Origin of the sequence: Streptomyces sp. NPDC017095 (genome assembly GCF_044332325.1) — a bacterium.
Lineage (GTDB): Bacteria > Actinomycetota > Actinomycetes > Streptomycetales > Streptomycetaceae > Streptomyces.
Genome location: NZ_JBIROU010000001.1, coordinates 545,737 through 571,045, shown reverse-complemented (window position 1 = coordinate 571,045; position 25,309 = coordinate 545,737). Strand labels below are relative to the sequence as shown.

Below are 25,309 nucleotides of genomic sequence, written 5' to 3'. Positions count from 1 at the left end.
GGCGCATGGACGCCAGTGACCTGACCCAGGCCGGGCCGGACGGCTCCCCGCCCGCCGGCCCGGATTCCCCCGTACGGCACGGCTCGTTCAGCGTCTCCGTCGACTTCACGGTGACCCGGGCGGAGGTCTTCGGCGGCTTCGCCGACCCGGACCTGCGCAGCCGCTGGTTCCGGCTGCCCGGCGCGTCCGCCACCGCCGAACACGCACTGGACTTCCGGGTCGGCGGCGGCGAGAGCGCCCGCAACGTCTTCGTCTCCGAGGACACCGAGGAGCGGCTCGCCTACCGCTCCCGCTTCCTGGACATCGTCCCGGACACCCGGATCGTCCTCGCCTACTCCGCGGAGGTCGGCGGCGTCCGCCGCTGGATCTCCCTGGTCACCGTCGAACTGACCGACGAGGGAGCCGGCTGCCGGCTGACCTGGACCGAGCAGTACACCTGGCTCGTGCCCACCGGGGACGGCGGCGACGACATCGCCCATCTGCGCGGTGGCACCCGCCTGCTGCTCAACGGCCTGACCACGGTGGTCGATCCCGGCCGTTACCACGGTCTGCGGCGCTGACCGGTCGGCCCCCGGGCCTCCCCGCGGACCGGCCGGTATAGCCCGTCAGTCGGCGCCGGGCTGCATGAGGCTGAACAGCAGCCGCGCGGCGGCCCGTTGGGCCGAGTGCCGCAGGCGCGAGCCGAGCGGACGGCCCGGGGCCGCGGGGCGCGCGGCGGCCAGCCGGGGGAAGAGCGCTTCGGCGTTGGTGCGGTTGACCGCGGTCAGCGTGCCCGGGTCCAGCTGGGTGTCCAGGCCGGTGGCGAAGTACTTTCCGGCGCCGGCGGGCGCGAACGGCCAGTCGCTGCCGAACAGGACGTGCCCGGGCCGGGCGAAGGCCAGCAGGGTGGGCAGGGCCGCCGGGCTGGAGGAGAGCGCGGTGTCGAAGTAGAAGGCCCGGAAGTCGTCCAGCACGTCCAGGACGCTGCGCCCGGTGTCGTGCGCGATGGTGACGGCCAAGCGGTGGGAGGCGTACGGGACGAAACCGCCGGCGTGGCTCAGGATGAACCGGATGTTCGGGTACGCGCGCACGATGCCGCTGCGCACCAGCAGATAGGCGGCGCGGGTGGTGTCGAGCAGGAAGTCGGCCGCGAACGGCGGGACGTCCTTCACGGCGGGCGCCGGCAGTTCGGACGGATGGACCAGCACGACGGCGCCCCGCTCGTCCAGACACCGCCACAGCGCGTCCTGGCCGGGCGCGCCGAGATAGACGCCCTGGGTGTTGGCGAGCAGGACGACCCCGTCGGCGCCCAGCGAGGTCAGGGCCCGCCCGGCCTCCCGCGCGGCGGCGGCGGTGTCCGGCATGGGCAGGGTGGCGAACCAGCCGAAGCGGCCGGGGTGGTCGGCGGCCAGGCCGGCGGAGAAGTCGTTGAGCCGCCTCGCCAGACCGGCGGCCTCGGCCGGGTCGGTGAGGAAGCCGGTGGCGGGCGTCGAGACGGAGACGATCGCCGCGTCCGTGCCCAACTGGTCCATCGCCTCCAGCGCTGCCTCGGGGCTCCAGTCGGGCAGGGCGCGGCCACCCGCCTCGGCGATGCCCGTCTGTGCGAGAAGACCGCGGTAGAAGGGCGGTACGACGTGCTGGTGGACGTCGATGCGGCGTAGTGCGGTGGGCATGCGCTGACCTGCTGGCTCTCTCTCGGGGATGGATGCGGGGTGATGAGACGGCGGCGGTGGCCGGGTGGCGCTCAGCCGAACGTCACCGACACCGGACCGAGGCGGCTCAGGCGTGCCTCGACGGTCTGTCCGGCGCCGACGCGGGGCGCGGTGGTCATGGCGCCGGACAGGACCAGCTGACCGGCTTCCAGGGCGGTGCCGTGACCGGCGAGGGCGTCGGCCAGCCAGGCGACCGCGGCGGCCGGGTGGCCGAGGACGTCCGCGCCGCTGCCGGAGGCGACCCGCTCGCCGTCCACGAGGAGGTCGGCCGTGACGGCGGCGAGGTCGGGAGCCCGCTCCAGCGGTGTCCACGGACCGCACACCAGTCCGCCGGTGCCGGCGTTGTCGGCGACGGTGTCGACCAGGGTGATCCGCCAGTCGCGGATCCGGCTGTCGACGATCTCCAGTGCCGGGGCCACCGCCTCGGTCGCGGCCAGGACGTCGGCGACGCCGACACCGGGGCCGCGCAGCGGCCGGGCGAGCCGGAAGCAGATCTCCGGTGCGACGCGGGGCGCGCAGTACCGCCCGGCACGGACCGTGGCACCGTCGCGGTGGACCATGTCGTGCAGCAGATGGCCGAAGTCGGGCTCGACGCCGAGGAGCCGTCGTATCACGGCGGACGTCAGGCCGACCTTGTGCCCGACGACGGTGGCGCCCTCGGCCAGCCGCAGGGCGATGGTGTCGCGCTGCACGGCGTAGGCGTCGGTCAGGTCCAGGCCGGGCAGGACGGCCGACAGCGGCTCCACCGGGGCCGCGTGCCGCTCCGCCTCGCGTAACATCCGTGCCGCCTCGGTGCGTTCTCGATCGGTCAGCATCATCACTCGCTCCTCGCCGCCAGCCGTTCCGCCTCCGCGTACACCAGCCGTGCGTGCAGTTCGAACAGGGCGACCAGATCCACGTCGTCGCCGTTGATCTCCCGCTGGACGAACAGGCCGTCGGCCCCGGCGACGGCGTAGGCGGTGAGCAGGTGCACCGCGTCATCGGCCAGGTCCGGCAGCAGGAACCGGACCACCTCGCCGATCTTCTGCCGCGCGATGTCCCTGACTTCGAGGAACACGGTGCGGCCCCGGGGCTCGACGGGCCGCCGCTCCAGGGCGAGCATCAGGCCGAGGCGCAGGAAGTCGGGTGCGTCCACCAGTGACTTCGCCACGTTCGCCGCCATGGCGACGACCCGGTCCATGGGTGTGCCCGCCGACTCGTCCGGCAGCTCGACGGCCGCGAGCCAGGTCTCGAAGCTGCGCTCGATGACCGCGGCGATCAGGTCGTCCTTGTCCTTGAAGTGCCAGTAGATCGAGCTGGCCGGCAGCCCGCACTTGGCGCTGACGGCCGCGATCGACGTCCCCTCGTACCCACGCTCGCCCGCGATCTCCACCGCCGCGTCCAGGATCCGCTGCCGCGACTCCACGCCGTTCGCGCGTTTTTTCCGCGCATTCTGCGGCCTGGTCATGAAGATGCCCCCTGTCGCGCCGCCTTCGCCGGTCCGTGGTGCCCACCTTACCGTAGCGGCTGCTCCAATTGGAACGACTGCTACAGCAACTCACCCGTAACAACGGCTCGGTGGTCCGCTCCTTGACCCGGCGGCCGCACCCCGCACGCTGCTCAAGTCCGTGTTCGGCGGCAGTAAGTTCGGTTCCAGGGCACTGGCGCGGGTCGGGTACGGTTTGTCCAGCCGGCCGGCGCAGATCCTCCGGAAGAAAGCGAGCCGATGAGAATTGCCCTGCTGGGGACGGGTGCCGTGTGCCACGTCCTCGCTCCCGCCTTCCTCGACCTGGGACACGACGTGGTCGTGGGAACCCGCTCGCCCCGCGCCACCCTGGACACCAACCAGGCGTACGCCCGGCTGGCCGAGCGTCATCCGGCCCTGGAACTGCGCGCGTTCGCGGACGCGGTGCCGGGCGCCGATCTGGTGGTGAACGCGATCGACGGCCCCTCCTGCGTCGCGGCGCTCACCCCGCTCGCCCCGGCCCTGGCCGGCCGCGTCCTCATGGACGTGTCCAGCCCGCTCGACTGGTCCGACCCGGACGCCGTCCTCGACCCGGTCAACACCGACAGCCTCGGCGAGCAGCTTCAGCGCGCGCTGCCCGCGGCCCGGGTGGTCAAGACCTTCAACACCCTGGTGGCTCAGGCCATGGCGGCGCCCGCGGCGATCGGGGACGGCGACCACACGGTCTTCGTCAGCGGTGACGACGCAGCGGCCAAGGCCGTGGTGACCGGGCTGCTGGAGTCGCTGGGCTGGAAGGACGTCCTCGACCTCGGCGGCATCCGGACCGCCCGCGCCACCGAGATGATGCTGCGCATGTGGATCGACACCTGGGCGGCCCTGGGCACCGACATGTTCGGCTTCAAGATCGTCCGCTGATCCGACGGCGGGCCGGCGCGGCTAGCCGAGCAGTTCCCGCACGAGCGCGGCGATCCCGCGGCTACCCGAGAAGTTCCCGCACGAGCGCGGCGACCTGCTCCTGTTCGACGAGGAAGCCGTCGTGACCGCACGGGGACGCGATCACCCGCAGCCGGTCCGCCGCGGGGATGCCGGCCGCCAGCTCGGCCTGCTGGCGCAGCGGATAGAGGCGGTCGGAGTCCACGCCGGCGACGAGTGTCCTGGCCGTCACCCGGCTCAGGGCGGCCCGGGTACCGCCCCGGCCCCGGCCGACGTCGTGACTGTTCATGGCCTCGGTCAGGGTGACGTAGCTGCCCGCGTCGAAGCGGCGCACCAGCTTGGCGGCGTGGTGGTCGAGGTAGGACGCGACCTGGTACCGGCCGCCCTGCCAGGGCTCCTCCGCGCCCTGCGGCGCCCGCCCGAAACGCGCCTGCAACTCCGGTTCGCTGCGATAGGTGACATGGGCGAGGCGGCGGGCCAGGCCGAGTCCCGCGTGCGGGCCGAGCCCGGGGCCGGCGTCGTGGTAGTCGCCGCCGCGCCAGTGCGGGTCGCCGCGGATGGCGTGCAACTGGAGGTCCGCCCAGGCGATCTGCTCCGCGCTCGCCGCGGCGGCCGTGGCGAGCACCAGGAGCGCCCGTGTCCGCTCCGGATACGACACGGCCCACTCCAGCGCCCGCATGCCGCCCATCGACCCGCCGGCGACCAGCGCCCAGCGGTCGATGCCCAGCGCGTCGGCCAGGCCGGCCTCGGCGGCCACCTGGTCGCGCGGGGTCAGGAAGGGGAAGCGGCCGCCCCAGCGGCGGCCGCCCGGCGCCCGGGACGACGGCCCGGTGCTGCCCTGGCAGCCGCCGAGCACGTTCGGCGCCACCACGAACCAGCGGTCGGTGTCGAGCGCGCGCCCGGCGCCGATCAGCCCGTCCCACCAGCCCGGGGCGGGGTGGCCGGGCCCGGCGGCACCGGCGGCGTGGCTGTCACCGGTCAGGGCGTGCAGCACGAGCACCGCGTTGGACCGGTCCGGGGCGAGCCGGCCCCAGGTCTCGAACGCCAGGCGTACGCCCGGGAGTTCGCCGCCCGCCTCCAGGGCGAGCGGCCCGTCGCGCACGTACCACTGGCGGCGCCCGGGCGGGTCCCCCTCCCGCCAGGCCCCGGAGGCCGGCGGGAGGGGGACCGTGGGCGCGGTCGGTACGGCGGTCAGGACGCGCCCTTCGCCGCGCGGAAGCCCGCTTCCAGGTCGGCCTTCAGATCGGCGAGGTTCTCGATCCCGACCGACAGGCGCACCAGGCCGGGGGCGGCGCCGGTGGCCGCCAGCCGCGTCTCGTCGAGCTGGCTGTGGGTGGTGGACGCCGGGTGGATGATGAGGCTGCGCACGTCACCGATGTTGGCGAGATGGCTGAACAGCTCGACCGCGTCCACGAACCGCTTGCCGGCCTCGACCCCGTCCCGCAGTTCGAAGGAGACCACGGCACCGGCGCCCCGGGGGAGGTACTTGCGCCCCGCCTCGTACCACCTGCTGGACTTCAGCCCCGGGTAGTGCACGACGGCGACCTCGTCGCGCTGCTCCAGCCACTCGGCGAGGGCCTGGGCGTTCGAGGAGTGCCGTTCGAGGCGCAGGCTGAGCGTCTCCACGCCTTGCAGGAGCAGGAAGGCGGAGTGCGGGGAGAGCGACGGACCGAGGTCGCGGAGCAGCTGCACCCGCAGCTTGACGGCGAAGGCGCCCGGGCCGAGCGCGGGCCAGTACCGCAGCCCGTGGTAGCTGGGGTCGGGCTCGGTGAAGTCGGGGAACCGCTCGGCGTGCGCCCCGAAGTCGAAGGTGCCGCCGTCCACGACCACGCCCGCGATGGCGGTGCCGTGGCCGCCCAGGAACTTGGTCGCCGAGTGGACGACGACGTCCGCGCCGTGCTCGATGGGCCGCAGCAGATAGGGCGTCGGGACGGTGTTGTCCACGATCAGCGGCACCCCGGCCGCGTGCGCAACGTCGGCGACCGCCCGCACGTCGAGGACGTTTCCGCGCGGGTTGCCCAGCGTCTCCGCGAAGAACGCCTTGGTGTTCGGCCGGACCGCCGCCCGCCACGCCTCGACGTCGTCCGGGTCGTCCACGAACGACACCTCGATGCCCAGCTTCGGCAGGGTGTGCCGGAGCAGGTTGTACGTGCCGCCGTACAGCGACGTACTGGAGACGATGTGGTCGCCGGCACCGGCCAGGGTCAGGATGGCCAGGGTCTCGGCCGCCTGCCCGGAGGAGAGCGCCACGGCCGCGACCCCGCCCTCCAGGTCCGCGATCCGCTGCTCGAAGACGTCCTGGGTCGGGTTGTGGATACGGGTGTAGATGTTGCCGGGCTCGGCCAGCGCGAACAGGTCGGCGGCGTGCTGCGTGTCCCGGAACACGAACGACGTCGTCTGGTAGATGGGCGTCGCCCGGGCGCCGGTCGTCGGGTCCGGTGTGGCGCCCGCGTGGATCTGCCGGGTCTCGAAGGACCAGGCGGAGGTGTCGGGGCCGGCGGGCCCGTCCTCGGGGGTGTGGCCGGCGGTGACGGAGTCGACGGGCTGGCTCATGGGGTAACTCCCTTGTGCGCAAAGCGAAGACGCGTGCGGTGAGGCACGCGGAGGGGCGAAGGTGCCGCAGGGCTGCGAGCCGGGCCCGGAACAGGGCGGCGTTCAGCGTGGTGCGGTGGAGAGGAGACCGGCCGGAAGCCGGCGGCGCGACATCAGTTCGCGGCGGGACAACCCGTGGCGGTGACACGCACGTAGTCGACGTGGCGGCGGGTCACGAGCACGGTCATGGAGCCAGATAACCACATGGACGCGGCGCCGCACCAGCACGGCGTGACCTTTCCCTTACCCGGACGCGCGGACGGCCCCCGGACCGCAGCAGCCCCTGACGGAGCCCGCTTCCCTTCACCCGGACGCGCGGACGGCTCCGGGCCGCGCGCCGCGCTCACCTTGCGAACCTCCGTACGTCACCGATCCGTTGACACCCGCGCCGGTCGCATGCTTGCATCCCGCCATGTGTGCGCCGGAGCCCCTGACGCGGTGCCGCCCTGGGGACCTGGTCCGGGTGGCCGCGGCGCCGTGTCGGCCGCCCGGCTGACCGGCTTTCCCCCGGCCCCTTCCTTCGACGACCCCGTCACACGAGTGCCGTGACCGCCTCCTTCCCTTTCCCTCCTTTATGACGAGGACCTGCCATGCGTGCTGTCGGCTCCGTCACCCCTCACGAAACGGCCTACGACCGCCGCAGACTGCGCCAGTGGCTCGCCGGCCAGGCCAGAGCGGAAGGAGTCACGCGCCGCCGGCTGCTCACCCTGCTCGCCGCGACCGCGGGCGGCACCGCGCTGCCCGCGGCGGCCCCGGCCCACGCCGCCGGCCCGTCGATCCTCAAGCCGTTGCCGCCCGAGTGGTTCATCCCGCGCGGCACCAACGCCGAGACCCGCTGGGAGGCCCTGAGCGGCACCGGGCACCACACCCCCAACGAGCTGTTCTTCGTCCGCAACCACACGGCGACCCCCGTCCTGGACGCCGCCGCCTGGCGGCTGCGCCTGTGGGGTGACGGACTGCGCGGCGCCCCCGGCGAGGACAGGCCGGTCGAGTTCGGTTACGACGATCTGCGCGCCCTGCCCGCCGTCACCCGCACCGCGTTCGTCGAGTGCGCCGGGAACGGCCGCAGTTACTACACGACCCAGCAGGGCGAGACGGTCAACGGCACCCCGTGGACGCTCGGCGCCGTGGGCGTGGCCCGCTGGCGCGGGGTGCGCCTGGCCGACGTGCTGCGCAGGGCCGGGCTGTCCTCCCACGCCGTGGACGTCCAGCCGCGCGGCCTGGACGCCGAGTACGTCAGCGGCGGCGAGAACCTGGGCCGGGTGCGCCGTCCGCTGCCGCTGGGCAAGGCGCTGGAGGACGTCCTGCTCGCCTACGAGATGAACGGCGAGCCGCTGCCGTACGACCACGGGTATCCGGTGCGGGTGCTGGTGCCCTCCTGGGTGGGGATCTCGTCCGTCAAGTGGGTCGGCGACATCGAGGTGTCCGCGCACCCGCTCTTCTCGCCCTGGAACACCACCTTCTACCGGCTGTTCGGCTCCGCCTACCCGAAGGAGGGCACCGCGCCGCTCACCAGGCAGACCGTCAAGAGCGCCTTCGAGCTGGCGAGCGGCGCCACGTTCCCGGCGGGACGGCGGCAGGTGCTGCGCGGCCGGTCCTGGTCCGGCGCGGGAGGCGTCGCGCGGGTCGAGGTCAGCACCGACGGAGGGACGACCTGGCGGCCGGCCCGGCTGCACGACCGGCCGCGCGCGGGCACCTGGACGCGCTGGTCCCTTCCCTGGACGCCCGCCGCCCCCGGGCCCGCCCAGCTGCTGGCCCGCGCCACCGACACGGCCGGCCGCACCCAGCCGGACACGGCGGTGCCCAACACGGAGGGCTATCTGTTCGGCGCGGTGGTACGCCATCCGGTGACCGTGCTCTGACCTCACGGCGGCCCGGCGCCGCGCGAGGGGGACCGCCGGCGGGCACGGCGCGGCGGCCAGCCGGCGTCGGCGCCCTCTCGGTGCGGAGGCGGAAGACCGCGACGGCCGGGGCCGGCGGCCGGTGGCCGTGGCCGGCGTGCGCGGACGACAGCGGGCGGACGAGCCGGGCCGCCGGCGCGTTCGGCCGCGACCGCGCGGGCCCGCCCGGCGGAGGCGAGGCGCGGCAGAGCGTCCGGCCGGTCCGGGAGCCGGGTGGCACGCGGCGCCTCGACGGCGGCCGGGCCGGGTCCCGCGTCGGTGCTTCTGTTTCCAGCAGGCGGACTGCGCACGGATGTCCCCGCTCGGCTCGGCTGGTCCATGGTCGACGTGCAGGTGGGAACGGCTCCCCGACAGGCGCGGCAGAGAGCCGGCTGCGCTGATCTCCCCGCCGGCGGTGCGGTCCTCGCCCCTGCGACCCGCACCCGGACCGACGACCGGGCTCCGATGGCGATCCGGGCGCCGCTCGGCGGTGCCGCCGACGGCCATCGGTGCGACGACTCCGTGGCGCCTTCGCCCGCGTCCCTCGCGGACGCGTACAGACCGCAACAGCTTCCCCAGGGCGCCCTCCCGTGTCAACGGCCCGGCGGACCGACGGACTTGCCCTGAGGTGCGTCGCCTTTGCCCCGCTTCGCGGCAACCAATGCCGTCCCGGGGCGGCCGGACGCCCGCGTACTCCGGTGCCGGCAGCCGGTAGACCAATGCGCGGGCCGGCGGAGTGCCGAGGCGCGGCCGTGCCCGGAGACGCCCCCGTGCGCCGCACCAGGGTGGCGCAATGAGTGACCCGAAATCGCCTCCTCCCGGCCGTGGTCCGCCGTCCCGGCGATCCGCGGCGCCACACCCGGCCGGCGCCGAATCCCAGGTGGTGGCGGTGGTGTCCGCACGGCAGCCGCGACCCGGCGGGGGAGGGGTCCGCCGGTCCGGAGCGGCCCGCCCTCCCTGGCCGGATCGCCGCGTCGGGGGCGCGGCGAAGGGGGAGTTCGCGTCATCGTGCCGCTGCGGCCCGCACGTCTCACACAGTGGCAGCGACGGCCGCCGCGCGGCCGGGCCGTGCTCCCGCCCGGTGCCCCGGCGCCCGGGCCGCGCCGGACCTGACCAAATCGCGCGTCGCCACCGGCCGGGACCATGGGCGGGCCCGCTCCCGCCAACCGCGCGATGACCAGCCACGGAAGGGACCTCCCGCCCGGCGCCGGAACCTGCCGCGGTCATACGCCTCGTTGACACCTCAGCCGGCTCGTGGGGACGATGGAAGCCCAGACGCCCCGCCGGGTGACTCACGTAGCTCCCGGGCCGCCAGACTCACGAGACCCCGCGACGGCGGGCAAGGCACAGGGCAACGGCAGCCGCACGCCCCGGGCGACCCGGCGGCTGTCAGCCGGCCGGACCGTCGAGCGGTGCCCGCTCGCCGGGTTCCGCTCGGGAGCCGCCGGCAGCGTCCCCCTTCCCGCCGGGCAGCGCCGGCTCCACCGTGCCGTACCCGCCCTTCGACCTCTGCACCGAAGCCGGCGCCCCGTCCCGCGCGGACACCCGCCGCGGACCGGCTTTTGTTCGTCCTGCCCGGAGAACACGTAAAGGAAGACGAAGAGAGCCATGACTGCCATGCCCACCTTCGCACTGACCTCCTACCAGAAGGACATCTGGGTCTCCGAATCCCTGGCGCCCGCGGCCCCGCAGCTCACCTGCACCCTGCACGAACGCCTCACCGGGCCGGTCGACATCGGCAGGCTGGCGGCGAGCGTCCGCCGCGCCCTGGAGCGTAACGACACCTTCCGCTTACGCTTCGACGAGACCGACGGCCGCCCCTGCCAGTGGACCGGAGCCGCGAGCGCCGAAGTCGACGTGGTGGACCTCCGGCACACCCCCGACCCGCCGGCCGCCCGCGCGTCCTGGCTGGCCGAGGCCGCCCGCACCCGGTTCACCACCAGGAGGGGCAGGCTCTACCAGACCGCGCTGCTGCGGGAGAGCGACCACGAGGTCCATCTCTACCTCAGGGCACACCACCTGATCATGGACGGCTGGGGCCTGCGGCAGTTCACCGCCCAGGTGCTCACCGACTACGCCGGCCGGCCCGACGCCCTGCCCGGACCCGCCCCCTACGCGGACTTCGTGGCCGACGACCTGCGCTACCGGGCCTCCGCGGAGCACGCGCGCGACACGGCGGCCGTCCGCCGGCTCCTCTCCGGCGTCCGGCCCGCGCTGTTCGCCCGGCGCGGCGAGGGCGCGCGACAGGGCGTGGGGCGCACCTCCTTCGTCGTCGACGCCGGTCTCGTGACCCGGCTCCGCGCGCAGGGCGGCTCGCCCTTCCCCTATCTGACCGCCGCCTTCGCGAGCTGGCTGACCGGACTGCACGGGACCGCGGAGGTGGTGCTGGGCGTCCCGTTGCTGAACCGCCGGACCGCCGCGGAACGCGCCACACCCGGGATGTTCACCAGCCTGCTGCCGCTCCCGGTGCGCGCCGACGGCACCCGGCCCCTGCGTGAACTGGCGTCCGAGGTCCGCGAGTCGGTGCGCACCCTGCAAGACCACGGCCGGGTCTGTCTCGGCGACGTCCTGCCGGACAGCACGGCCGCCGGGCCGGACGCCCGCCGGCTCTTCGACGTCACCCTGTCCTACCTGAACTTCCCCGAACCGCCGACCGCCCCCGGCATCAGCCGGCAGGGCTCGATGGCGGCCATGCTGCGCGACCAGGACGCGCTGTCGGTCGTGGTCCAGGCACCCGAGGGATCTCCCGCCCTGTACGTCGACCTCGAGTACGACCGCGACGTGTTCGACCGGTCGCTGCCGGCCGAGACCATCGGCGAGCAGGTGCTCGCACTGCTCCGGCAGGGCCTGGACGCACCGGACAGCCCGGTCGCGGCCCTCGACCGCGCGGCCGGCGCACCGGCCGCCGCGGTGACGCCGCGGCCCCCGGTGGCGGAGCCGGCGGCACCGGAGGAACCCGCGCGCCACGTCGCCCCGCGCACCGCCATGGAACGGGCCCTGGCGGCCGTCTGGGCGGAGGTCCTGGGCAAGCCGTCCGTGGGCGTCCACGACAACTACTTCGTCCTCGGCGGGGACTCGCTCACCATGCTCCGGCTGCGCGCCGTGTGCCTCCAGCGCGGCATCGAGTTCAGCCTCACCGATCTGATGCAGGCACCGACCGTCGCCCGGCTCGCCTCGCGGGCGGTGGCACGGGACGACAAGGCCACCACCACCGCGGTCGCGCCGTTCGAGCTGGTCTCGGCCGTCGACCGGGCCCGCCTGACCGCCGCGGTGGACGCCTTCCCGGTCAGCCGCGTCCAGCTCGGACTGCTCTACCACAGCCGCGAGCAGGAGAACTCCGCCGCCTACCACGACGTCTTCCAGTACACCTTGGACCTGCCCTGGAAAGAGGACGCCTTCCGGCAGGCGTTCGACCGGCTGGTGCGGCGCCATCCCGTGCTGCGCTCCTCGTTCGGCCTCGCCGGCTACTCCCAGCCCCTGCAGATCGTGCACCCCGAGGCGCCCGGCGGCCTGGCCGTCACCGATCTGCGCGCCGCGCCGGCGGACGAGATCGAGGCCACGGTCCGCGCACACGTCGACCAGCGGCGCACCCACCGGTACGTCTTCGAGGAAGCACCGCTGTACCTCTTCCACGTCCACGTGTGCCCGGACAGCCTGGAGATCGTCTTCAGCTTCCACCACGCCATCCTGGACGGCGGCAGTGTGGCCACGCTGCTGAGCGAGCTGCTCCGCGACTACGCGCACGGCATCGGCCTCGGCGTGAGCGCCGTCCAGGAGGCCCTGCTCCCGTCGCCGGCCAACTACGTCCGGGACGAGCTGCGCGCCCTCGCGTCCGAGGAGGCCGGCGCCTACTGGCGCACCCTGCTGGACGGCGCCGCCCTGCCCCAGCTCGACGGCCTGCGCCCCTTCGCCCCACGGGACACGCCCGCGCGGGCGGACTCGCTGCACGTGCCGCTGTCCCGGCAGGACGCGGCGGCGGTCCGCGCGCTCGCCACCGAGCGGCAGGTCCCGGTGAAGTCGCTGCTGTTCGCCGCCTACTGCCTGGCCCTGCAAGCGCAGTTCGGCGCCCAGGACTACGTCACCGGCCTGGTCACGCACGGACGCCCCGACCTGCCCGGCGCCGAGCGGATGGTCGGACTGTTCCTCAACAGCATGCCCGTCCGGGTGGACACCACGGGCATGACCTGGCTGGAGGTGGCCGGCGCCCTGTACGCGCAGGAGCAGCGCAGCCACCCGCACCGCCGGTACCCGCTCAGCGCCGTCCAGGCCGGCCAGCCCTCCGGCTTCTCCGTCGAATCCTGCTTCAACTACGTGCACTTCCACGTCCTCGGCTCGATCCTGCGCACTCCCGGGGTGCGCATGCCGGCCTTCCGGACGTGGGAGGAGACGAACTTCAAGCTCCTGGTCAACGCGATCGTCGATCCGCTGGAAGAGAGCATCGCCCTGCGCGTCGACTACGACGGGCGCGCGCTCACCCGCGACCAGGCCGAACTGTTCGCCCGCCTCTACCGCGCCGTCGTCACCCGCATGACCGAACGCCCCGGGGAACAGGCGGACTTCGGCTTCCTCAGCCCCGGCCTCCCCGAAGCCGCGCCCCAGCCGCCCGCGCACCCCGATGTGGTGCGGCTCTTCGCGGACCAGGCGGCGCGCACCCCTGACGCGCAGGCGCTCGGGTTCGGCGACGTGCGGTGGACCTACCGGGAACTCGACAGCGCCGCCGAGCGGGTGGCGGCCCACCTGTGGGCGTCCGGCACCCGGCCCGGCGACCGGGTGGCCATCGCCGTCGACCGCTCGCCGGAGCTGGTGGCCCTGGTGCTCGGCATCGCCAGGGCGGGCGCCGCGAGCGTGCCCCTCGACACCGGCTACCCGGTCGAACGCCTGCGGACCATGCTGCGGCACGCCCGCCCCACGAGGGTGGTGGCCGGCCCGCACCACGCCCACCTCGTCGAGGCGCAGGAGGACCTCCTGCCCCTCGACACCGTGCTGAGCGAGCCTCCCGGGGACGGACCCCGCCCCGCGCCCGCCATCGCACCCGAGGACACGGCGTACCTGCTGTTCACCTCCGGGTCCACCGGGGTGCCGAAGGCCGTCGCGATGCCCCACCGGTCCCTGGCCGGACTGGTGGCCTGGCAGAACGCCGCGCCCAGCGCGGCCCCGGGCGCAGCCACGCTCCAGTTCGCCCCGCTGAGCTTCGACGTCTCCTTCCAGGAGATCTTCTCGACCCTGTGTTCCGGCGGAACGCTGGTCCTCGTCCGGGAGGACCAGCGCAAGGACCCCGCCGCGCTGCTGCGGCTGATCGACAGCGCGCGCGTGGAGCGGGTCTTCCTGCCGTACGTGGCCCTCCAGCAGCTCGCGGAGGCGTCGGGGACCCTCGGGCTGGTGCCCCGCCGGCTGCGGGTCCTCGTCTCCTCGGGCGAGCAACTGCGGCTGACCGACGAGATCCGCCGGCTCTGCGCGGCCCTGCCCGACGCCCTGCTGGAGAACCAGTACGGCCCCACGGAGTCCCACGTGGTCTCCCGTTTCCCCCTCACCGGCGACTTCGGCGCCGCCCCGGCCCTGCCGCCCATCGGGCACCCGGTCGACGGGGCCGAGCTGCACCTGCTGGACGAGCGGCTGCGCCCGGTCCCGGACGGGATCAAGGGCGAGCTGTATCTCGGCGGAACCTGCCTGGCCGACGGCTACTTCGGCCAGCCCGGACTGACCGCGGAACGCTTCCGGCCGCACCCCGGCGACCCCGGCCGGACGCTGTATCGCACCGGCGACTTCGGCGTCCGGCTGCCGGACGGCGCGATCGCCTACCTGGGGCGGGCGGACGCCCAGGTCAAGGTCCGCGGGTTCCGCGTGGAACCCGCCGAGGTCGAGGTGGCCGTCCTGCGCGCCGCGCGGGGCACCGGCCTGCGGGATGCCGCGGTGGTGGCGCGCACACGGCAGGACGACGACGCCTTCCTGGCCGCGTTCCTCGTCGGCGACGCCGGCCGGACCGATGTCGAGGAGATCCGCAAGAGCCTGCGGCGGACGCTGCCCGAGCACCTGGTCCCCACCCATTTCACCTGGCTGGACGCGCTGCCGCTGACCCCGAGCGGCAAGCGGGACGACGCGGCACTGCGCCGGCTGCCCCTGGCCCGGCACGGCACGCGGACCGCGGTGACGCCCCCGCGCGACGCGTACGAGCGGGTGCTCGTCACCACCGTCGCCGAACTGCTGCAGCTCCCCACCGTCTCCGTGGACGACGACCTGTTCGACCTCGGCGCCACCTCGCTCACCGTGATGCGCCTGGTCATGCTGGTCAAACAGCGGTTCGGCGTCGAGATCCCGATGTCGGGCCTGATCGCCGCGCCCACCGTCGCCGACCTGGCCGGGCTGCTGCGTTCGGACCGCGCGGTCGCCACCTTCGACCCGCTGGTCCCCTTCCGGACCGAGGGCACGCGCCCGCCGATGTTCTTCGTGCACCCCGCCGGCGGCAACGTGCTGTGCTTCGTGCAGCTCGCCAAACACCTGCCGCCCGACCAGCCGTTCTACGGACTCCAGGCGGCCGGCACCGAGGCCGGCACCGAACCGCTCACCTCCGTCGCCGCGCTCGCCGAGAACTACCTGGCGGCGATCCGGCGGGTGCAGCCGCACGGCCCCTACACGCTGGGCGGCTGGTCGTTCGGCGGGTTCGTCGCCCTGGAGATGGCCGAACGGCTCCGCCGGGCGGGCGAGGAGACGGCGGACGTGTTCCTGCTCGACACCGTCGCGCTGGAGCCCGGCGAACGCACCGGCCTGACCGACGACGCCCTGCTCGGCTGGTTCTTCTGGGAGTTGCTCTTCCTCAAGCTGGGCAGCGACTCCCCGGAGGCCCTCGTCCCGCGCCACCTGCCGGACCTGGAGCAGAAGTTCGCGTTCATCGCGCAGCGGGCCGTCGAGATGGGCGTCCTCCCGCCGGACAGCTCGGCCTCCGTGGTCCGCAGGCTGTTCAAGGTCTACGAGGCCAACTGGCAGGCCGCCATCGACTACGCCGGCCACACCTTCGACGTGGACTTCACCCTGCTGCGGGCCACCCAGCCGCTGCCCGCGGTCCTGCGGGAGATGCACACGGTCGCGCGCACGCTGCACGAGGACGCGCACAACGGCTGGGACGGCTGCACCCGCGGCAGGCTCACCGTCGTCGACATCCCCGGTGACCATCTGCGGATCATCGAAGAACCCTACGTACAGGTGGTCGCCTCGGAGCTGACGAGGCTCACCGACGCCACGGCGAAGGACCGCTCATGACGGAACACACCGGCACCAACAGGGCCACCCCGGGCGCGCGGGGCAGGAGGCGCGCGCGCAAGGCCGTGATCGTCGGAGGGGGCATCGGCGGACTGACCACGGCGATCGCCCTGCGCCGCGTCGGCATCGAGGCGGAGGTGTACGAGAGGGCGGCCGAGTTCCGCGCCGCGGGCTCCGCGCTGTCGGTCATGAGCAACGCGGTCACCGCGCTCGACACCCTCGGCATCGACCTCCATCTCGACAAGTACGGCCAGCGCATCCGGCGGTTCCAGATCAGGAGCGGCCGCGGCACCCTCATCCGGACGCTGCCGTTCGAGGAGGCGTGCCGCAAGGCCGGGGCACCGAGCTACTGCGTCAGCCGGGCCGGGCTGCACCAGGCTCTGCTGTCGGCCGCCGACTGCCCCATCGAGATGGGGGCCGGCGCCGTCGCGTTCGAACAGCACGACGACGGTGTGGGCGTACGGTTCGAGGACGGCAGGACCGCCGAGGGCGACGTGCTCATCGGCGCGGACGGTTTCCGCTCCGCCGTGCGGGGGCAGCTCGCCGGACTCGACGACGTCCGCGACGGCGGCTACCTGTGCTGGCTGGGCATCGTCGACTTCCACCACCCGCGGTTCGTCACCGGGTACGTGGGCCACTACTGGGGCGACGGCCAGCGCTTCGGCCTCATCGACATCGGCGGCGGCCGGGCCTACTGGTGGGGCACCAAGGCCATGACGCTCACGGACTCCGCCGCGTGGAAGGGCGGCAAGGACGACGTGGCGCGCTTCTACGCCGGCTGGGCCGAGGAGGTGCGGGAGGTGATCGCGCTCACCCCCGACGCCGACATCATCACCGTACCGGCGCAGGACCGGCCGTTCCTGGAGCGCTGGGGCACCGGGCGGGTGACGCTGCTCGGCGACGCCGCCCATCCCATGCTGACCAGCCTGGGGCAGGGCGCCGCCATGGCGATGGAGGACGCCGTCGTCCTGGCGCAGAGCCTGGCCACCGCCGAGGACCCGGCCCGGGGACTGCGCACCTACGAGGACCGGCGGCGCGAACGCAACCGCGAGCTGGTCCTGGCCTCCCGCACGGCCAGCAACGCCCAGCACAGCGAGAACTTCCTGCGCCGGCTGAAGCGGGACACCTACTACCGCACCGTGCCCCGGCGGGTCCTGGTCGAGCGGGACGCGGCGGTCCTCAGCTATCCCGCGCCCCCGGTGCCGTGACGCCCGCCCGCCCCACCGAACCCAGGGAGGGTCCCATGTCCCTTCGCCCGCTGAGCGGCGCGCTCTCCCGCGCCGCCGGGGAGGAACCGCGCTTCCCCCCGGACGCCGCCCTCCACGCACTGTTCGCCCGCCAGGTGCGCAGCGGCCCGCACCGCCCCGCGGTGACCTGCGGCGACCGCACGCTCAGCTACGCGGACCTGGACGACCGCTCCACCGCGCTGGCGGGTGCCCTGACGCAGCGGGGCGTCCGCCCAGGGGACCGCGTCGGCGTGCGCGTGGAGCGCGGCATCGGCCTCGTCGTCGCGCTGCTCGGCGTGCTGAAGGCCGGGGCCGCGTACGTGCCGCTGGACCCCGGCTACCCCGCGGAGCGCCTGGAGTTCATCGCCGGGGACGCCGGACTGGGCGCCGCCGTCAGTGACGATCCGCTGCCCGGGCTCGTCTGCCTGCCGGTGGCCTCGGCCCCGGACCCGCCGTCCCCGGACCTGCCCCCGGCGGACCCCGGCGCGGTGGCCTACGTCATCCACACCTCCGGGTCGACCGGCCGGCCCAAGGGCGTCCTCGTCCCGCACCGCAACGTCGTGGCGCTGCTCGCGGCGACCGCCGACACGTTCGGGTTCGGCCCCGACGACGTATGGACGCTGTTCCACTCCTTCGCCTTCGACTTCTCGGTGTGGGAGATGTGGGGCTGCCTGCTGACCGGCGGCCGGCTCGTCGTCGTCCCCCACTGGGCCAGCCGTGACCCGCGCGCCTTCCACGCCCTGCTGGCCGCCGAACAGGTCACCGTACTCAACCAGACCCCGTCCGCGTTCTCCCAGCTCGTCACCTCCCCGGCGTTCGGCACCGAGGACCTGGCGGTACGGCTCCTCGTCTTCGGCGGTGAACCGCTCGACACCCGGACCCTGTCCGGGTGGTTCGCCCGGTATCCGGAGTGCCGGGTGGAGAACATGTACGGCATCACCGAGACGACCGTGCACTGCACCCGGCGCACGCTCACCCCCGCGGACGCCCGGGACGGCACCCGCTCGGTGGGCCGCCCGCTGGACGGATGGGACGTGTACGTCCTGGACGAACAGGGCGACCCGACGGCGCCCGGGACACCGGGGGAGATCTACGTCGGCGGGCGCGGCCTGGCCCTGGGCTATCTGAACCGCCCCGAGCTGACCCGCGAGCGCTTCGTCCCCGACCGGGTCACCGGCACCCCCGGCCGGCTGCTCTACCGCACCGGTGACAGCGGGCGGCTGCGCGCCGACGGCGAACTGGAACATCTCGGCAGACTGGACGACCAGGTCAAGATCCGCGGACACCGGGTCGAGCTGGGCGAGATCCGCAGCGTGCTCACCGAGGACCCGGAGGTCCGGGCGGCGGCCGTCGTGGCCCGCGGGACGGCGCACGGCGCGGACGCGCGCATCGACGCCTATGTGGTGACCGGACAGCCGGACGGCATCGCGGAGATCAGACGGCGGCTGGCCCGGCGGCTGCCCGGCCACCTGCTGCCCGCGACCCTCACCGCCATCGACGAGATACCGCTCACCCCCAACAACAAGATCGACACCGACCGCCTCCCGCCCCCGCGCACCACGGCCCGCGCCACGGCCGCACCGCCCCGCACCATGGACGACCCGGTCGCCACGGCGCTGGCCGGAATCTGGGAGCGGCTCCTCGGCGTACCCGTCACCGGCCCGGACGACAACTTCTTCGAGGCGGGCGGCACGTCGGTCCTCGTCCCACGGCTGCGGGAGGAGCTGCGCGCGGCGGGCTTCCCCGACATCCCGCTGCGCGACCTCTATCTCCACGCGTCGCTGACCGCCATGGCGCGGTTGGTGCGTCAACGTCAGGAAGGCGCGGTATGACGCTCGGCAACCTGCTCTGCTTCCCCTACGCCGGCGCGGGCGCGGGCCTGTTCCGCACCTGGCCGCAACGCCACCCGTTCCGCCACACCCGCGTGGTCCCGGTGCAGTTGCCCGGCCGCGAGGAACGGTTCGCCGAACCGCCCTGCGAGTCGATGGCCGACCTCGTCGAGGCGTGCCTGCCGCTCGCCCTGGAGACGGCCGCCGGCGGTCCCACCGCCCTGTTCGGCCACAGCTTCGGCGCCCTCGTCGCCTACGAGGTCGCCCAGCGGCTGACAGCCGAGGGTGTACGGATCGAGCGCCTCGTCGTCAGCGGCGCGGCGGCTCCGTGGCTGCCCCGGCCGCGCATCGGCGTCGCGGAGCTGGACGACGACGCGCTGGTCTCGCGCGTGCGCGCACTGGTCGGCTACGACCATCCGGCGCTGCACGACCCGGAGCTGCGGCAGTTGCTGCTGCCGTCCCTGCGCGCGGACCTCGGCATCACCGAGAGGTACGCACCCGCCGCCACCGCGGTGCTCCCGGCACCGGTCACCGCGCTGCTCGGCACCGAGGACGAGCTGGTGTCCTCCGACGAGGCCGCGCTGTGGTCGAAGGCCGGCGCGCCGGGCAGCGGACTGCGTCACCTGCCCGGCGGCCACATGTACTTCGCCACCGACCCCGGGCCGCTCGCGGCCACACTCGACGGCCTGCTGGCCCCGGACGCGGACGGCTGACGGCGTCCCCGGCCGGCCGGCGCCCGGGGGAACCCGCGCCCCGCCGGCCGGGAACGTCCGGCGCGGCCCGGCCGGTTCACATCCGGGCGTACGGCTGGGGCGACAGCGTCTCGAACGGGAGCCGGACGGTGGTGGCCGTTCCGGTGTCCGCGTTGGACGTGCGCAGCGCGGTCAGCTCCTGTGCCGTCAGCGCGCGCCGCACGAGGCGGAACTCGTCCAGCGACCCCTTGAACCGGTCGTAGCCGTCCGGGCTGGCCCCCAGATGGAGACCGAGCACGGCGAAGCCGTCGTCGTACGTCACCGAGCCGGCCGGAGCCGCGGCCTCGCCGGGTGTGCCACCGTCCACGGACAGGGTCAGCCTGCCGCCCGCCCGCTGGAGCACCACGTGGTGCCAGGCGCCGTCGCCGAAGGCGAACGCGGCGCTCGGGTCGGGTGCGTAGACGGTGGTGGTGGCCGTGTCCGTCTGGAGCAGGGCGGCTAGCCGGTCCTGGCCCGGCTGGGCCCGCAGCCACACCTGCCGCTCGGCGCCGCCGGTGCCGTACGCCCAGAACAGGACCTGGTTGCCGCCAGTCTGTCCGGCCGTGTAGCGCATCCAGGTCGCCACGGTGAAGTCCCGGGAGCCCAGCGCCTCGTCCGTGCCGTACGGCAGCTCGACGGAGTCGTCCGTGCCGTCCAGGGCCAGCCCGGCGCCGAACCTGCCGCCGCCCGCCGAGGCCACGGGCCGCGCCCCGCCCCGGACGAAGGCGTGGTCGCAGTGCACGGAGGCGTCCGGGGTCGCCGGGCCCGCGGCCGGCCGCATCACCGGGTGGGCCTCGGTGTGGCCGTTCTCCATGGACCACGACACGGCGGGCCGGTCGGCCGGGTAGCCGCCCGTGGAACCGACGGCGGAGCGCGCGATCCTCGTCAGCTCGTCCGTGGTGAACGCCCGCTTGTAGAGCCGGACTTCGTCCAGGGAACCGGTGAACGGCACGAGGTCGCCCGGCTTGGAGCCGACCCGCAGCCCCTCCGGCGTCGCCGTCGAGGTGAGAGCACCGGACAGCCCGGTCGCCTCGGCCGCCGCGGTGCCGTCCACGCTCAGCCGCAGCGTGCCACCGCTGCGGCTGACCGCGAGCAGGTGCCAGGAGCCGTCGCCGAAGGCGGCCGACGGGCCGGGATCGGTCAGCGCCACCTGGGTCGCGCCCGCGGGCGTCTCGGCCCAGGCCAGCAGCCGCCCCTGGGACGGCTGGGCACGCACCCACAGCGAGGGCTCGCCGGAGACGGAGCCGTAGGCCCACAGCAGCGCCGCGTTCGCGTCGGACTCGGTCAGGCTGTGCCGGAACCACAGGGTGTAGGTGAAGTCGCCCGAGCCGACGTCGAGGGCCGGCAGATAGGGGACCTCGACGCCGGGCCGGGACGCCGAGACCGAGATCGCGCCTTTGCCGACCCGGCCGGTCACCTCGCCGGGCAGCCCGCCGAGCAGGGTGCCGTCGGCGCAGTGCCCGGAGACGTCGTCCTCGATCGCGACCGAGGTCAGCGCCGGCACGTCGGCCGTGTCGACCACCTCGAACGGCAGCCGCACCCCGAGCGAACCCTCCGCGGAGGACGCCGAGTTCGCCGTGCGCAACTCGGCGAGCTGGGGGTCCGTCAGCGCGGCGCGGTACACCCGGAACTCGTCCAGGCCCCCGGCGAAGGGATCACCGGCCGTCGAGTCGGGCTTGGCGCCGAGCCGGATGCCGTCGACGCCCTCGGCGCGGCCGGCGCCGACCGACCCGGCCACCCCGGTGGCCTGCGCCGAGGCCGCGCCGTCCACCGTGAGCGTGATCCGTCCGCCGTCGCGCACCAGCGTCAGATGGTGCCAGGCGCCGTCACCGAAGGCGGGCGACGGACCGGGAGCGGTCAGCGCGACGGAGGCGGTGCCCGCGGTGCCCTGCACCCAGGCGTACAGCCGGTTCTGGCCGGGCTGGGCGCGCACCCACACCTGCGGTTTCGCCGCGCCGTACCCGTAGGCCCACAGCAGTACCCGTTGCTGGGTCTCGCCGGGCTGCGCCCTGTAGGCGAAGAACACCGAGTAGGTGAAGTCGCCGTCGCCCGGGTCGATTCCCGGCGCGTACGGCACGTCCGCGTACTCACCGGCGCCGTCCAGCGCCAGCCCCTGCTGCCAGCGGCCGGCGCCGAGGCCCGAACCGCCCGCGAGATAGGCGTCGTTGGCGTCCGCGGTGGCATCGGGGGTGGTGCGGCCCGCGGCCCGGGACTCCTGCGGGTGGACCGCGCCGGTGAAGGTGCCCGGCACGCCGGCCGCCGCCGGGATGAAGCGGTTGAAGTAGACGCTGGCCGCGGAGAAGGTGTCGCCGCCCTCGTAGACGAGGCCGATCTCGCCGTCGGTCAGCTCGGCCAGGTCCGAGTAGCCGGCCCGTCTGGCGTTGATCTGCGCCGCGTCGTGCCAGGTGGTGCCGCGGTCCGTGGAGTAGCGCAGACGCATGTTCTGCCGGTCCGTGGGGTGCGAGGGCGCCGACAGTACGAGGGTGTCACCCGGTGTGGCCCGGTAGGTCTGCTCCAGCGCCAGGACCGACGCCTGGGCCTCGGGCGTGGTCAGCGAGGGCACGACCTGCTGCGCCGGCACGGTCGTACCGGCGTCGGAGCTGACGGCGTGCGTACGGTGCCCGGACGGCGTGCCGGTGTTGTTGCGGGCGCCTATGTAGACCTGGCCGTTGTCGAGTTCGGCGACGGTGGGCTCGCCCGGTGCGATGCCGGGCGCGGTGGAGTCGGCCGTGGTGCTCGCGGACCACTTCTCGCCGCCGTCGTCGCTGTAGAGCACACCGACGAACTGCGGGGTGCCGGAGCGCGGGAGGGACTCGTACGCCCCGACCACCAGCCGGCCCGCCTTGTCGCCGTGCTTGAGCTGGATGCCGTGCGAGGGTCCGGTGCCGAACCAGCCGTCCCGCGCGTCGGTCAGGCGCGGCAGCGGCTTGGGCGCGCCGAAGGTCAGCCCGTCGTCCGTGCTGCGCTGGACCCAGGGCAGCCGGGTGCCGCCCGGCTCGGCCGGCTCGGAGGTGGAGAGCAGCTGGACGTCGCCGGTGCGCAGGTCGGCGACGGGAGCGGGGTTACCGCGCGTGTACGGCGCCTCCGGGTCGGTGTCGCTGCCGCTCAGCGCCACCCGGACGGGCCCCCAGGTACGGCCGCCGTTGGTGGAGCGGCGGACCACGAGGTCGATGGCGCCCCGGTCGGCACAGGAGGGCGAGCGCCGGGCCTCCGCGAAGACGAGCAGCGTGCCCGCCTTCGTACGGACGATCGTGGGTATGCGGAAACAGCCGTATCCGGCGGTCCCGGAGCGGAAGAGGATCTGTTCGGACCCGATCAGGCCGTCGGCCGACGGCTGGGTGCCGCCGGCGGCGGCGGGCGGGGCGAGGGCTCCGATCAGCAGGAGCAGGGACAGGGCGACGAGGGCGCGTACGCGGACCCGGGACACGGCGGGGCGGACCTTTCTGGTGCGGTGCGGACCTGACCGGAGGCACACCGCCGCCCGGCCCGTCCCGTCCCCGGGCCGGCGGGACGCGAGGACGTGGGGCGGAGCGGGCGGCGGTACGACAGGCGACGGCGTCGGGCCGTCACGGAGCCTCTACGGTGTGATCACTTGGCCGGCGGCGCGGGCAGCTCGCCGCTCTTGAAGGCCGGCGCGTCGGCGGCGGCGCGCATCGCGCCGAGCGAGGTGGTCCGCTGCACCTGGTACAGGCGGGTCTGGTTGTCGGCGGTGCGGAAGGTGAACGCCCAGGTGGGGCCGGTGGGGTTGGTGTAGGTGAAGGCGGTCGGCTCGGTGGCCGCGGCGTCGCCCTCGTACGTCTCCTGCTTCCAGGTGCGCCACTGGGCGCTGCCCTGGACGGTCTCACCGGTGCTGTGGACGAGGTTGTCGGTGCCGCGGACGACGACCTCGGTGAGGCCGGTCAGCGGGGAGATCACGGCACTGGGGGAGCCCTGCGCGGTGATGCCGGCGACGGTGTCCCAGGCCCCGTAGGCGCCGCCCTCGGCGGCCTGGCCGGCGGTGACCACGTTGCCGCCGGTGTCGGTGGCGAAGACGCGGATGCGGTAGCCGGGGTAGACGACGACGGACGGGCTGCCCGTGATCGCCGGGCCGCCGAGGGAGGTCCACGCGGAGAGGGTGCCGTCCTCCTTGAACGTGGCGGTGCTCAGCGAGCCGGAGCCGTTCTTGGCGAAGAGCTGGACGCCGTCGCGTACGGTGACGGCGCTGAGGGGACCGGTCAGGCCGGTGCCGGAGAGCCGCATCCAGCCCATGAAGTCGACGTTGGCGCGCTGCTGGATGCGGTACCAGGGCGTGCCGCCCGCGTCGAGGGCGAACTCGGCCAGCAGCCCGCCGGGCGTCTTGCCGGTGACGGGGTGCTGGGCCATGGCACCGCCCAGGTCGGTCCAGTCGCTCCAGTCCGCGGCGCCCTTGGCGCTCTGGTTGCGCTGCCAGACCCGGCCGGAGGTGTTGTGGGCGGTGACCACGACCCGGCCGTCGGTGTGGGCGGCGAGCGAGGGCGTGCCGGCGAAGGCCTCCTGGCCGGAAATCACCGTCCACTGGGCGCCGTTGATGTCGGCAGGGTCGGTGCGGCCGTGCACCAGGTGGCCCACGTTGTCGGTGTAGGCGAACTCCAGCTTGCCGTCGGGCGCCTGCATGACGGTGTTCGGGGTGTACCACTCCAGCGGCACCGGCGTCGCCGCGGGCGTGTGGCTGTTGAGGATCCGGCAGGCGTCCGGGGCACCCGAGACGTTGGAGTAGTCGGCCCAGCCGGCCGCGCCGACGGTCGTCTTGTAGACCGGGAAGTCGCGGATGTTCTCGTCGAACCGGTAGTAGTGGGCCTGACCGGCGGCGTTGACGCCGAGCAGGGTGTCCCCGCCGATCGACGTGATGCCCTTGGTGTACTGGTTCCAGTCCGCGAGGCTCTCCACGACATGGCGCTCGATCCAGCGCTGGCTGGAGAAGTCGTAGCGGGAGCGGTAGAGCTTGCCGTCGGTGGCCGAGCGCCCGTAGAGCACCCCGGTGTCCGCGGCGACGATCAGGTTGTAGCGGTCCCAGCCCTGGTCGAGGATCTTGCCGCTGCCGGGGACCCAGGTGCCGTCCTCGGTGTCGTACTTGTACGCGCGCAGCGCACCGGCGTTGTCGAGCACCCAGATCCAGCCACCGCGGTCGACGGTGACCTGATTGCGGTCCTCGGCCTTGGTCAGCCAGCCGAAGCTGTCGCTGATCTTCTTGTGGTGGACGTCCCAGGTCCCGGTGGAGCTGACCCGGTGGCTGAGGTAGAGCCCGTCGGCCTTGATGCCGTAGAACTGCGCCGACGGACCGGCCAGCATCCGGCCGTAGCCGGTCCAGCCCGTGTCGATCTGCTTCGGGTCGCTCAGGTTGCCGCCCGAGAGCGGGGTCGGCATGTCGTAGCGGAGCAGCTTGCCCGCGGAGTCGAGCCCGTAGGTGGGGCCGGTGGCGGTGCAGGACGCGGATTCGGCGGCGTGCGCGGTGCCGGGCACGGCCACCAGGAGAGGCATGGTCGCGGCGACCACGGTGGCGAGGGCCGTCAGGCGCGCTCTTCGGAGCGCTGAGTCGGGAGTCATGGCGACGGACATTAGGCAGCCTTCGGTGAACGGTGCGGTGGCGAAAAGATGAACGTCGTTATTTTGGATCTTGCGATTCCATGAACGCGGGGATTCCCCACGGGAGTCCGGGAGTTTCCGGCGCCTTGTGCAAGTGCCTTCTGAGATGGCCGTATTCGTCCGCGCGG

At 74.1% G+C, this 25,309-nt stretch carries 14 protein-coding genes; 7 read left to right on the top strand and 7 right to left on the bottom strand.

Annotated elements, in window-relative coordinates:
* Nucleotides 1-5: 5 nt before the first annotated feature.
* Nucleotides 6-560 carry an SRPBCC domain-containing protein gene (locus tag ACH4OA_RS02225; protein ID WP_397935282.1) on the top strand — a complete coding sequence of 185 codons (555 nt, stop codon included), beginning with the start codon at nt 6-8 and terminating at the stop codon, nt 558-560.
* A 45-nt stretch (nt 561-605) separates the two neighbouring features.
* Here ACH4OA_RS02225 and ACH4OA_RS02220 read toward each other — a convergent pair whose 3' ends face one another.
* From ACH4OA_RS02220 to ACH4OA_RS02210, 3 genes are all read right to left on the bottom strand, one after another.
* The gene (locus ACH4OA_RS02220; RefSeq protein ID WP_397935280.1) at nt 606-1,652 is read right to left on the bottom strand and encodes an amidohydrolase family protein; all 1,047 of its coding nucleotides are present in this window, start codon (nt 1,650-1,652) and stop codon (nt 606-608) included.
* A 71-nt stretch (nt 1,653-1,723) separates the two neighbouring features.
* Nucleotides 1,724-2,509, bottom strand: a complete 786-nt coding sequence (locus tag ACH4OA_RS02215) for a 2-keto-4-pentenoate hydratase (protein ID WP_397967195.1) — start codon at nt 2,507-2,509, stop codon at nt 1,724-1,726.
* Complete coding sequence (locus ACH4OA_RS02210) at nt 2,509-3,138, bottom strand: TetR family transcriptional regulator (protein WP_397935277.1); 630 nt, start codon at nt 3,136-3,138, stop codon at nt 2,509-2,511. The genes ACH4OA_RS02215 and ACH4OA_RS02210 overlap by 1 nt, the downstream gene beginning before the upstream one ends.
* A 258-nt stretch (nt 3,139-3,396) precedes the next feature.
* On the opposite strand from ACH4OA_RS02210, the gene ACH4OA_RS02205 reads away from it, so the two are divergent.
* Nucleotides 3,397-4,050, top strand: a complete 654-nt coding sequence (locus ACH4OA_RS02205) for an NADPH-dependent F420 reductase (RefSeq protein WP_397967193.1) — start codon at nt 3,397-3,399, stop codon at nt 4,048-4,050.
* Nucleotides 4,051-4,111: 61 nt separating this feature from the next.
* Here the strand turns inward: ACH4OA_RS02205 and ACH4OA_RS02200 are convergent, their stop codons facing one another.
* Nucleotides 4,112-5,263 (bottom strand): homoserine O-acetyltransferase, encoded by a 1,152-nt coding sequence (locus ACH4OA_RS02200; RefSeq protein ID WP_397967374.1) that lies wholly within the window; start codon nt 5,261-5,263, stop codon nt 4,112-4,114.
* On the bottom strand, nt 5,260-6,621 hold the full coding sequence (locus ACH4OA_RS02195) for a bifunctional o-acetylhomoserine/o-acetylserine sulfhydrylase (RefSeq protein WP_397935276.1): 1,362 nt from the start codon (nt 6,619-6,621) through the stop codon (nt 5,260-5,262). Before ACH4OA_RS02195 ends, ACH4OA_RS02200 begins: the two co-directional genes overlap by 4 nt.
* 629 nt (nt 6,622-7,250) lie before the next feature.
* Between ACH4OA_RS02195 and ACH4OA_RS02190 the strand changes: the two genes are divergently transcribed.
* The 5 genes from ACH4OA_RS02190 (at nt 7,251) to ACH4OA_RS02170 (ending at nt 19,562) form a co-directional block, all read left to right on the top strand.
* Nucleotides 7,251-8,522: a sulfite oxidase gene (locus ACH4OA_RS02190; protein ID WP_397945616.1), complete on the top strand. Its 1,272-nt coding sequence runs from the start codon at nt 7,251-7,253 to the stop codon at nt 8,520-8,522.
* 1,626 nt (nt 8,523-10,148) lie between these two features.
* Nucleotides 10,149-15,794, top strand: coding sequence for an amino acid adenylation domain-containing protein (locus ACH4OA_RS02185; protein ID WP_397967191.1), 5,646 nt, complete (start codon nt 10,149-10,151; stop codon nt 15,792-15,794).
* A complete protein-coding gene (locus ACH4OA_RS02180; RefSeq protein ID WP_397935270.1) occupies nt 15,791-17,002 on the top strand; it encodes an FAD-dependent monooxygenase in 1,212 nt (403 codons plus the stop codon). The genes ACH4OA_RS02185 and ACH4OA_RS02180 overlap by 4 nt, the downstream gene beginning before the upstream one ends.
* 35 nt (nt 17,003-17,037) lie before the next feature.
* A complete protein-coding gene (locus tag ACH4OA_RS02175) occupies nt 17,038-18,852 on the top strand; it encodes an amino acid adenylation domain-containing protein (protein WP_397967189.1) in 1,815 nt (604 codons plus the stop codon).
* Nucleotides 18,849-19,562, top strand: coding sequence for a thioesterase II family protein (locus tag ACH4OA_RS02170; RefSeq protein WP_397945612.1), 714 nt, complete (start codon nt 18,849-18,851; stop codon nt 19,560-19,562). Before ACH4OA_RS02175 ends, ACH4OA_RS02170 begins: the two co-directional genes overlap by 4 nt.
* A 76-nt stretch (nt 19,563-19,638) precedes the next feature.
* Here the strand turns inward: ACH4OA_RS02170 and ACH4OA_RS02165 are convergent, their stop codons facing one another.
* The gene (locus tag ACH4OA_RS02165) at nt 19,639-23,007 is read right to left on the bottom strand and encodes a LamG-like jellyroll fold domain-containing protein (protein WP_397967186.1); all 3,369 of its coding nucleotides are present in this window, start codon (nt 23,005-23,007) and stop codon (nt 19,639-19,641) included.
* Between the two features lie 161 nt (nt 23,008-23,168).
* A complete protein-coding gene (locus tag ACH4OA_RS02160) occupies nt 23,169-25,142 on the bottom strand; it encodes a tachylectin-related carbohydrate-binding protein (RefSeq protein WP_397935264.1) in 1,974 nt (657 codons plus the stop codon).
* Nucleotides 25,143-25,309 lie beyond the last annotated feature (167 nt).